This window comes from Pseudonocardia sp. (assembly GCF_050246655.1).
In the GTDB taxonomy this organism is placed as follows: Bacteria; Actinomycetota; Actinomycetes; order Mycobacteriales; family Pseudonocardiaceae; genus Pseudonocardia.
The window spans coordinates 1-10218 of sequence record NZ_JBFWVQ010000156.1; the positions used below are offsets into that span (position 1 = coordinate 1).

The window sequence follows — 10218 nt, forward strand, 5'->3', positions numbered from 1 at the left end:
GCACCCGAACGCGCAGGTGGGGGTGAAGCTGCGGGGCCTCATGAGCTGGGTGGGCCCGAAGGCGACCTGATCGCCGGCCGCCCGTTCCTGCGTTCCCGCGTTCCGCTGTGGGGTGGCTTTACACCGGCCGGATCGGAGTGAAGCCACCCCACTGCGGTTCCTGGGCCGCCGGTGCACCCGGGTCGGCGTCGCCCAGGCCGGCGGGGGAGCATCGTGGGTGTGACCGAGCACTACTTCACCGCGCAGCCGAGCGCGCGCAGCCGCCCCGGCAGCGTCACCGTGAAGCTGGCGGACGTGCGGCTGGAGCTCGCCACGGACGCCGGGGTGTTCTCGCAGTCGCGGCTCGACCGCGGCACCCGGGTGCTGCTGGAGACGGCACCGTTGCCGCCGGTGCGGGGGCCGCTGCTCGACCTCGGCTGCGGCTACGGGCCGATCGCGCTCACCCTGGCGGCCCGGCGGCGGCGCCTGCCGGTGTGGGCGGTCGACGTCAACGACCGGGCGGTCGCGCTGACCCGCCGCAACGCCGAGGCCGCCGGGCTCGGCAACGTCACCGCCTGCCGGCCCGAGGACGTCCCGGACGACGTCACCTTCGCCGGGATCTACTCCAACCCGCCGATCCGGTCGGGCAAGGCGGCGCTGCACGACCTGCTGCGGACGTGGCTGCCGCGCCTGCATCCCGAAGGCCGGGCGTACCTGGTGGTGGCGAAGAACCTCGGCTCGGACTCGCTCGCCCGGTGGCTGGGGGAGCAGGGTTGGCCGACGAGCCGGCTGGGTTCGTCGGGCGGCTACCGCGTGCTGGAGGTCGCGCCGGGGTGACACGTGTCGTGCACCTGACCACCGGCGTGCGGACCCGGCCCGCTGTGTACGCCGTGCACACCGTCGCGTCACGGTGCGGACGTCGGGCCGTGTGCACGGCCACGCCCGCGTGTGCACGGCGGCGGCGAGCCGTGGGAGGGGGCCGGTCATGAGCGATCCGAGCCGTGACGCCGTGCGGCGGTGGCCGCTGCACGGCGCGTGGCGGGTGTGGCTGTGGTTCTCCGCGGCGCTCGGCGCCGCATTCGTGCTCGCGGGCGTGGCGACTGCGGGGTTCGCCCTGACCGCGGCGGCGGGCCTCGGACGGGACGCGCTGCTGCTCCTCCTGCCCGCCGCCGTGCTCACCGGGGTGGGGACGATGATCACCTGGCAGGTGCTGCACACCGCGACGGACGTGCTGCTGCACGGCGACGGGACCCTGGTCCTGCGCCGCCCGCTCGGCGCGCTCCGCACCCACGTCGGGCGGGTGCGGAGCGTGCGCGACTCCGTACTGCGGTCCACCCACACGCCGACGGTCGTCGAGACCGCCGACGGGTGGGTGTACCTCGTCCGGAACCGGCGGGAGAAGGCGGAGATCGTCGGTGCGATCCGGGGTCGGTCCCCGGCACCCGGACCGGTGGAACCCGACGGCTGACCGCCGGGATCAGGCGGTCTTGGCCCGCGCCAGCTTCTCCAGCCGCCGCGTGGTCGGCCAGCGCACCGAGGTGGCCCAGCCGAACTTCTCGAACAGCCAGATCACGCGCGCCGAGATGTCGACCTGGCCCCGCTGCACGCCGTGGCGGGCGCACGTGGGGTCGGCGTGGTGCAGGTTGTGCCAGGACTCGCCGAAGCTCAGGATCGCGAGCGGCCACACGTTGCGGGAACGGTCCCGGGAATTGAACGGCTGCTCGCCGATCATGTGGCAGATCGAGTTGATCGACCAGGTGACGTGGTGCAGCAGCGCGACGCGCACGAACCCGGCCCAGAACAGCGCCGTGAACGCGCCCCACCAGGACCAGGTGATGAGTCCCCCGAGGACCGCGGGCAACAGCAGCGTGAGCGTCGACCACAGCGGGAACAGCCGGTCGATCCGGACGATGTCGCGATCGGCCAGCAGGTCCGGGGTGAAGCGCTCCTGGTTGGTCATGTCACGCTCGAAGAGCCACCCCGTGTGGGCGTGCCAGAACCCCTTGGCGACGGCGCCCGGGGTGTCGCCGAACAGCCACGGCGAGTGCGGGTCGCCCTCGGCGTCGGAGAACGCGTGGTGGCGGCGGTGGTCTGCCACCCACACCGTCACCGGGCCCTGCATGGCGAAGCTGCCCGAGAGCGCCAGCGCGATCCGCAGAGGCCGACCCGCCTTGAACGAGCCATGGGTGAAGTAGCGGTGGTAGCCGACGGTGACGCCCAGCCCGCTCACGACGTAGAACACCGCACCGATGGCGACGTCCACCCAGCTCAGGCCCCACCCCCAGGCGAACGGGACGGCGGCGACCAGGGCCAGCAGCGGGAGGACGACGAACGTATACACCGAGAACTGCGCGACGGGTCCGCGCCGCCCCTCGGTGATCGGTTTCGGCGACCTCGGGCGGGCAGGACTGTCGACAGCGGTCATCGGCATGGGCACCTCAAGGGTTGGGGGGACGGGGGACCAGTCGGCGGCGTGGCGGGCTGTGCGGCATCGCGTCCGTGTTCATGCTAGAGGTCGAGACCGAGCAAAGCGTTCTCCACGACCTCGGGGAGCGCAGGATGAATCCAATACTGGCCGGTAGCCATCTGCCGGGCGTCCAGCCCGAACGACATCGCCTGGATCAACGGCTGGATGACCGTCGATGCCTGCGGGCCCATCACATGCGCTCCGAGCAGCCGTCCTGTGCCCCGTTCGGCCAGGATCTTGCAGAACCCGGTGGTGTCGTCCATCGCCCATCCGTAGGCCACGTCGCCGTACTCCTGGATCTTCACCGTGTACGGGAGAGCTTCGTCACGACACTGCCGCTCGGTACGGCCGACCGCCGCGATCTGAGGGTGGGTGAACACGGCCGACGGCACGAACCGGTGGTCGGTCACCCGCAGGTCCGCGGGATGGAGCAGGTTGTGCGCCACGATCGTCGCCTCGTGGTTCGCGACGTGCTTGAGCTGGTAGGGCGAGCTCACGTCGCCCATCGCCCACACGCCCTCGGCCGGCGTGCGTCCGTAGGTGTCCACGACGATCCGGCCGTCCGGACGGGTGGGGACGCCCGCGGCGGGCAGATCGAGCCGGTCGCCGTTGGGGATGCGGCCGGTGGCCACGAGGAGCAGGTCGCCCCGGAGCCGGGCACCGTCGGTGAGCTCGAGGACGATCTCGCCACCGTCCACCTCGGCCCGCGCGACGGGGTGGCCCAGCCGTACGTCCCAGCGCTTGCGGGCGATGTCGGTGAACCGGGCGATGACCGTCTCGTCCTGGCCGCGCAGCATGACGTCCCCGCGCCCGATCACCGTGACCTCCGAGCCGAACGCGGAGAACACGTGCGCGAACTCGGCGGCGATGTAGCCCGCCCCGACGATCAGCAGCCGCTGCGGCGGCCGGTCAATCCGCATGATCGTGTCCGAGGTGTGGTAGGGCACGTCCCGCACGCTCGGCGGCACCCACGGCCTGCTGCCCGCCGCGACGACGATCCGCTCGGCGCTGACGGCGCCGTACCCGTCGATCTCCAGGGTCCGCGGCGCGGTGAACCGGGCGTGGCCCTCGTAGAGGGTGATGTTCGGGGTCCGCTCGCCCGCCCGGTACTCGCGACCGGCCGCGGAGATCGGGTCGATCCGGCCGAACACACGGTCACGCAGGTCGCGCCAGCGCACCCGGTCCACGCCGGCGTCCACGCCGAGGCGCCCCGCGGACCGGACCTCCTCGGCGACGTCGGCCGGGTAGACGTACATCTTCGTCGGGATGCAGCCGACGTTGAGGCACGTGCCGCCGAAGACTCCCTGCTCGACGATCGCGCAGTCCAGGTCGGCGAACCGGTGGTCGAGGATCGAGTTCCCCGAACCCGTGCCGATGACGAGCAGGTCGTGGTGGCGCACGTCGTGAGGCTAACCGGGGCAGGCACTCGCCCATCTGGTAGGCACGGGCAATGGTTGATGCGCAGACCGGCGCGCTCCCGGCGGCCACCGTGCACCGCTCCTGGGCCGCCGACCTGCCCGCCGCCACCCTCTACGCGATCCTGCGGGTACGCGTGGACGTGTTCGTGGTCGAGCAGGCCTGTGCCTACGCCGAGCTCGACGGGCGCGACCTCGAGCCGCAGACCCGCCACTACTGGCTCGACGTGCCGAACGCCGTCGAGCCGGACGCCCCTGAGGTGGTCGGCTGTGCGCGCCTGCTCGCCGAACCCGGCGGCGGCTTGCGTATCGGGCGGCTGTGCACCGCCGCGTCCGTCCGGGGCCGCGGACTCGGCCGCAGGCTGATGGCCGCCGTGCTCGCCGAGGTGGGTGACGGGGCGTGCGTGCTGGAGGCCCAGACCCACGCGTCGGCCTTCTACCGGGGATACGGGTTCGAGCAGGTGGGTGAGCCCTACGACTGGGACGGCGTCGAGCACGTGACGATGCGCCGCGTCCTCGGCCCCGACGCCTGACGGCCGCTTCCCGTCACCCGGCCTCGGGGCCGAGGACGTGGCGCAACCCGTTGCGGCGACACCAGCTCGTCAGGTAGAGGGCGTGCTCGCCGCACCACCGGTACACGACGGGCGCGGTGAGCGGCAGCCGCTCCGGGTGGTCGCCGCGGGCGCGGATGAGCGGGCCGAGGTAGCGGTCCACCAGTTTCGTCGCGGTGTGCCGCGAACAGTGGGCGGCCGCTGCGAGCGACTCGTGGTCCGACGCGCGGCGCGCGGCGATCGCTCCCGCCATGGCGGCGGCCGTCCGCCCGCGGCTCCCGTCGGCGAGGTAGCGGCAGATCGGGGCGCGCGACCGGACCGTTCCCGGCGGCAGCGTCCGGCCCGCCGCGACGAGGCGCAGGTCGGCGAGGATCTCCTCGAGACCGCGTGCCTTGCGCACGATCCCGGACACGACCGCCCGGTCCATCGCCTCGTCCACGTGATCGCGCTCCGTGGTGCTGCCGTGCACGGCGAACACCACGGGGGCCGCGCGACCCAGGTCGTGCAGGAGATCGAGCACGTCGAACCCGTCGAAGCGGAACTCCAGCTCGGCGTCGTTCCAGGTCAGGTCGGTGAGGACGACGTCGAAGCGCAGGGTCTCCGCGACGGCGGCACGCAGCTTCTGCTCGTCCGCCGCGATCGTGATCGTGTCGGGAGCGGCGAGCTGCCGCAACCGCGCCTCGACGACGTTGGCGAGCCGGCTCGCGACGAGGATCCGGGCGGGGCTGCGCATCACGCTGTGCAGCGTGGCGCAGGGGCGGACCTGCGGGCAAGTTCCGGACCGGATCGTGCCTGGCGGGCGGAATATCGCCTGGGCGGACCGGCCGCAAGGCTGATTCCTGCCCGGTATGGGGAACTGCGGTCGTGCACGGGCGCTGATCGGTAGCGCGCGGGGCCAGAGGATGGCCGCGCGCCGCTGGGGGACGGCGGGCGCGGCCACCGGTGGGGACCCGAGGGGGAGCCCCGTCGGCGGTCGCGCCTCCTCGCAACGGGCCGGCGTGACGGTGCGGGTTGGCGCGTGTTGGCGCGTGTTGGCGCGTGTTGGCGCGTGTTGGCGCGGATCAGCCCCCGGCGCGCTTGCGTGGGTCCGGCGGGAACGCACCCTGCTCGATGCACCGCTGCGACAGCGCGTCCAGCTGCTTCGCGAGCGCGTCGAGCTCGCCCCCGAGGGCGTCGACCACCGCCTGCTGGGCGGCGTCCGTCGTGGCCTCGACGCCGTCGCGGAACTGCCGACCCTCCGCGGTGATCGCGCCGTCCGCGACGAGGCCGTCGGCCTCCAGGCGGGCCAGGCCCGCCGCGGCGGCCCGTTCCGGCCAGGCGCGGGTACCGCTGTACTCGCCGACCGGATAGCCGAGCCAGACCTCCATGAGGATGCCCATCCGCACCGGGTCCAGACCCGCGGCGACACACGCGGCGACGTGGCCGTCCCCGCGGTGCTCGCGCAGCAGGTCCGTCGCGCGCCACAGCCGCCCGTACGGGTCCTCGAGCCGCGGCTGCGCGCGCAGCGCGCTGAACAGCACGCGGCCCGTGCCGTCGAGCCCGTCGGTGACCCCCTCCAGGGTGGTGGCGAGCCGCCCCACCTCGTCCTCGCCCGCCACGGGCGAGAGGATCTCGCGCAGGCTCGCCGCGGTCTCGCGGTCGCGCAGCGCGATCAGCTCCGGCAGTGGGAGCAGGCCGAGCCCGCCCGTCCAGATCGCGTCGATCGTGCCCGGATCGAACACCGCGAACGTCGCCGACACGACCGACGACGGCACCGCTCCCAGCGGGGCGGCGCGGCCCGTCACGTACGCGGTGAAGAAGTCGTAGCCGTGGACGGCGAGGGCCTCGTTCACCCGCCTGCTCCACACCGCATGCATGGACAGCGGCTCGTAGGCATCCCGCAGCCGCCGCGCCGGGGCGGCTGCGGACACGGCGGTGGGGGTGCCGACACCGGTCGGCGCGGGCGCGAAGAAGACGGCGATGGCTTCGTCGTAGTCCACGACCGGACGTTAGCCGACTGTTGCCCGGGTCATACCGCTGCTTGCGCAATACTTCGCACATGAGTGACCGAGGGGATCCGGCGCGCCCGGAGGACACCTCCGGCGGGCCCGAGAGGTACGGCAACGTCGGCCAGAACGATCCACACGCGGACCCGGTGACGGAGCCCGCGCTGCGGCCGTTCGACGCCACGCCCGGCGACGAGCGCACCGTCGACCTGCGGGTCGACACGCCGCCGGCCGAACAGCCCACCACGAAGGCGCCGCCGGCGAAACCGGCCCACCGCACCGTGGCCAGCGGGCTCTACCTCGGCCTGGTGCTCGCCGCCCTGGTGCTGATCTTCCTGCTGATCTTCATTGTCCAGAACAACGTCCCCGTGATCATCAACTTCCTGTGGTGGAGCGGGCAGCTGCCCAGCGGCGTCGCGCTGCTGCTGGCCGCGATCGCGGGCGTCCTGCTCGTGGCGATCCCCGGATCGGGCCGGATCATGCAGCTGCGCCGCGCCGCCCGCCGTGCGGAGAAGGGCCGTTGATGCTGCGGATCGGGGGCACGGCCCTGCCCGTTGTGGGCCGCGCGCGCATGTACGTCTGCGGAATCACCCCGTATGACACCACCCACCTCGGACACGCGGCGACGTTCGTCTGGGCCGACGTCGCTGGCCGGGTGCTGCGCCATCTCGGCGTCGAGGTCGAGTCGTGCCGCAACGTCACCGACGTGGACGACGTCCTGGACGCCGCCGCCGCGCGGGCGGGGGAGCGGGCCGACAGCTTCGCGGCCGTGCAGCAGTTCCGGTTCGACCGCGACATGGCCGCGCTCGGCGTCCGCCGCCCGGTGCACGAGCCGCGGGCGCACAACCACGTCGGCCAGGTCGTCACGCTCGCCGCCGCGCTGCTCGAGGGCGGCCACGCCTACGAGCGGGAGGGCACCGTCTTCTTCCGCGGCGCCGGCACGCCCGAGCGGGCCGGCGTGCCGGCGGAGGTCGCGCGGGAGCTGGCCGTCGAGTTCGGTCACCTCCACGACGAGCGCGCCGACCACCCCGACGACGTCCCGGTGTGGCGGGCGGCCCGCCCCGGCGAGCCCGCGTGGCCGAGCCCCTGGGGCAGCGGCCGACCCGGCTGGCACGCCGAGTGCGCGGCGATGGCCCTGACCGTGCTCGGTGCGTCGGTGGACCTGCACGTCGGCGGCGAGGACCTGCGGTTCCCCCACCACGCCTACGAGTCGGCGATGGCCGAGGCCGTGACCGGCGTGCGGCCGTTCGCGCGCTCGTGGATGCACGTCGGCACCGTGCGGGTCGGCGGGGAGAAGATGGCGAAGTCCGCGGGCAACCTCGTGCTCGTCTCGGACCTGCTCGAAGGCCACCCGGCCGCTGCGCTTCGGCTCCTGCTGGTGGACCGGCCGTGGGACCGGCCGTGGGACTTCGAGCACGCCGCGCTCGACACCGCCGCCGCCCGGCTGGAGCGGCTCTACGCCGCGGCCGCGCGAGGCGTGGGCGACGGGCACTCGGCGGCGGCCGACGCCGTGAGCGCCGCGCTGCTGGCGGACCTGGACGTCCCCGGTGCACTCGCGGTGGCCGAGGAGGCGGGTGGGGCGGCGGCGCGGCTGGCGTTGTCGGTGCTGGGCTTGGCCTGACGCGGTCCGTACGGCGGCCGTCGGGTCGGCGGCTCCGGTGGCCGGGCGGCGGTGGCCCGCGGCGGCCAGGCGGTCGGCTCGCACATGTGTGCGGGTGGTTGCACACACCGGGGTGTCGTCGCACATGGCGCCGGCGGTGTGTGCGACGGCCACGCGGCATGTGCGAGCGCTGGAGCATGTGTGCGGGCGGGGCCCGGGGGTGCGGCGGGGCGGCGGAAGGTGTGTGCGGGCGGGGCCCGGCGGTGCGGCGGCCGCGGGGGGTGGCGCGCACGCGGTGGGCGGCCCGCACCCCGTCGGTGGGCGCGCGCTCCGTGGGTGGTGCGTGTTCGGTGGGCGGCCGCGGCTTCCAGATGGCCGCCCGCACATGTGCGCGGGTGGTGGCACACACCGGGGGGACGTCGCACATGGCGCCGGCGGTGTGTGCGACGGCCACGCGGCATGTGCGAGCGCTGGAACGTGTGTGCGGGCGCGGCCCGGGGGTGCGGCGGGGCGCTGGAACGTGTGTGCGAGCGGCGCGGTCGGTGCGCCCGGTGCCCGGGGTGGCCGCCGGCGTCAGGCCGCCGAGCCGCGGCCGCGCCGCCGGCGCGGCCGGCTCCCGCCGACGCGGGCGCTGTGCGCGGCCGCTCCTCCCGGGCTGCCGCTGCTGCGAGCCGCGGGACGACCCGCGGCGTCCGCCGGGGCGGCCCGGACGCCATGGCCGGCCTGCCCGGCCCGTGCCGCCGGGTCCGTGCCCCCGCGTCCGGACCGGGCGGGTCGGGCGGCGGGCGGGGTGAGGCGTGCCGGGCGCTCGGCTTCCGGGACGCCGCCGGCCCGGGCGCCGGTGATGCGGACGAGGTCGGCGCCACCGGGTGCCACTTCCGTGACGGTGGCGCGCACGCCGGCCTTGCGGGTGAGGGCGTCGACGTCGCCGCGCTGCTCGGGCGTCGCCATCGTGACGACGGTGCCGGTGTCGCCCGCTCGGGCGGTACGCCCGGCGCGGTGTACGTAGTCCTTGGGATCGGCGGGCGGGTCGACGTGGACGACGAGGCTCACGTCGTCCACGTGGATCCCGCGGGCCGCGACGTCCGTGGCGACCAGCACGGGCGGCTCACCCGCGGCGAAGGCGGCGATGGCCCGGTTGCGCGCGTTCTGCGCCTTGCCGCCGTGCAGCGCCGCGGCGAGGACGCCGTCGCGGCGCAGGTGACGCACGAGGCGGTCGGCGCCGTGCTTGGTGCGGACGAACAGGATCGTGCGGCCCGCGCGGGCCGCGATCTCCGCGACCACGCGTGACTTCTCGGCCGCCTCCACGACGAGGACGTGGTGGTCCATCGTCTCGACCTGCGCGGTCGGCGAGGCGACGGCGCGGGTGACGGGGTCGTGCAGGTAGCGCTCGACGAGCACCCCCACGTCGCCGTCGAGGGTGGCGGAGAACAGCAACCGCTGGCCGTCCGCGGGCGTGCGGTCCAGGATCCGGCGGACCTGCGGCAGGAAGCCCATGTCGGCCATCCGGTCCGCCTCGTCGATCGCCGTGACGGCGACGTGGCCGAGGTCGCAGGTGCGCTGGTCGAGGTGGTCGGCGAGCCGGCCAGGAGTGGCGACGAGGACGTCGACACCGCGCTCCAGAGCCGTCGCCTGCCGCCCGAAGGACAGCCCGCCGACGACCGCGTCGATCCGCAGCCCCAGCGTCGCGGCGAGCGGGGCGAGCGCGTCGACTACCTGCTGCGCCAGCTCGCGGGTGGGGACCAGCACGAGTCCGGACGGGCGGCGCGCGGCCGCGCGGGTGCCCGACACCCTGGCGAGCAGGGCGAGCCCGAACGCGAGGGTCTTGCCGGAGCCGGTCTGGCCGCGGCCGAGCACGTCACGCCCGGCGAGCGAGTCCGGCAGCGTCGCGGCCTGGACGGGGAACGGCGCGGTGAACCCCTCGGCGGCCAGCGCGCGCAGCAGCGGGGCGGGCAGCCCGAGATCGGCGAAGGACGGCATCCCCGTGGCGGGGACGGTCCAGACGGGCTCGGCCGGCGCCGCAGGACGGGCAGGCGCGCCTGCGCGGCGCGTGGTGCGAGGCGGCGCCGCGCTCCGATGCCGGGCTCGGCGCTCGGACGCTCGGGTCGACGTGCCGGTGGGCGTGCGCGGGGCACGCCGGGACTGCAGGGGTGTCAACGAGGACCTCCGGGAGGGGGCTCGTCGACACGGTGCCTGCAGCGCCGGACGGCGATGTCCGGGG

At 74.8% G+C, this 10218-nt stretch carries 10 protein-coding genes; 5 read left to right on the forward strand and 5 right to left on the reverse strand.

Going from position 1 to position 10218, the window contains the following annotated elements; all coding sequences use genetic code 11:
• Positions 1-219 precede the first annotated feature (219 nt).
• Together AB7J25_RS28195 and AB7J25_RS28200 are read left to right on the forward strand one after the other, a co-directional pair.
• The gene (locus AB7J25_RS28195) at positions 220-816 is read left to right on the forward strand and encodes a class I SAM-dependent methyltransferase (RefSeq protein ID WP_428513969.1); all 597 of its coding nucleotides are present in this window, start codon (positions 220-222) and stop codon (positions 814-816) included.
• A 148-nt stretch (positions 817-964) separates the two neighbouring features.
• Positions 965-1447 carry a hypothetical protein gene (locus tag AB7J25_RS28200; RefSeq protein ID WP_428513971.1) on the forward strand — a complete coding sequence of 161 codons (483 nt, stop codon included), beginning with the start codon at positions 965-967 and terminating at the stop codon, positions 1445-1447.
• 9 nt (positions 1448-1456) lie between these two features.
• On the opposite strand, the gene AB7J25_RS28205 is transcribed toward AB7J25_RS28200, so the two are convergent.
• The gene (locus AB7J25_RS28205) at positions 1457-2404 is read right to left on the reverse strand and encodes an acyl-CoA desaturase (RefSeq protein WP_428513973.1); all 948 of its coding nucleotides are present in this window, start codon (positions 2402-2404) and stop codon (positions 1457-1459) included.
• Between the two features lie 83 nt (positions 2405-2487).
• A complete protein-coding gene (locus AB7J25_RS28210) occupies positions 2488-3846 on the reverse strand; it encodes a mycothione reductase (RefSeq protein WP_428513975.1) in 1359 nt (452 codons plus the stop codon).
• 50 nt (positions 3847-3896) lie between these two features.
• Between AB7J25_RS28210 and AB7J25_RS28215 the strand changes: the two genes are divergently transcribed.
• Positions 3897-4394: a GNAT family N-acetyltransferase gene (locus AB7J25_RS28215; protein WP_428513977.1), complete on the forward strand. Its 498-nt coding sequence runs from the start codon at positions 3897-3899 to the stop codon at positions 4392-4394.
• A 13-nt stretch (positions 4395-4407) separates the two neighbouring features.
• On the opposite strand, the gene AB7J25_RS28220 is transcribed toward AB7J25_RS28215, so the two are convergent.
• Together AB7J25_RS28220 and AB7J25_RS28225 are read right to left on the reverse strand one after the other, a co-directional pair.
• The gene (locus tag AB7J25_RS28220) at positions 4408-5148 is read right to left on the reverse strand and encodes a hypothetical protein (RefSeq protein WP_428513979.1); all 741 of its coding nucleotides are present in this window, start codon (positions 5146-5148) and stop codon (positions 4408-4410) included.
• Positions 5149-5473: 325 nt separating this feature from the next.
• A complete protein-coding gene (locus AB7J25_RS28225) occupies positions 5474-6391 on the reverse strand; it encodes an SCO6745 family protein (RefSeq protein WP_428513981.1) in 918 nt (305 codons plus the stop codon).
• A 59-nt stretch (positions 6392-6450) separates the two neighbouring features.
• Here AB7J25_RS28225 and AB7J25_RS28230 point away from each other — a divergent pair, with 59 nt between their 5' ends.
• Positions 6451-6921: a LapA family protein gene (locus tag AB7J25_RS28230; protein WP_428513983.1), complete on the forward strand. Its 471-nt coding sequence runs from the start codon at positions 6451-6453 to the stop codon at positions 6919-6921.
• Entirely contained in the window at positions 6921-8018 is a 1098-nt protein-coding gene (locus AB7J25_RS28235; RefSeq protein ID WP_428513985.1) for a cysteine--tRNA ligase, read from the forward strand. Before AB7J25_RS28230 ends, AB7J25_RS28235 begins: the two co-directional genes overlap by 1 nt.
• A 552-nt stretch (positions 8019-8570) precedes the next feature.
• Here the strand turns inward: AB7J25_RS28235 and AB7J25_RS28240 are convergent.
• On the reverse strand, positions 8571-9977 hold the full coding sequence (locus tag AB7J25_RS28240; protein WP_428513987.1) for a DEAD/DEAH box helicase: 1407 nt from the start codon (positions 9975-9977) through the stop codon (positions 8571-8573).
• Positions 9978-10218 lie beyond the last annotated feature (241 nt).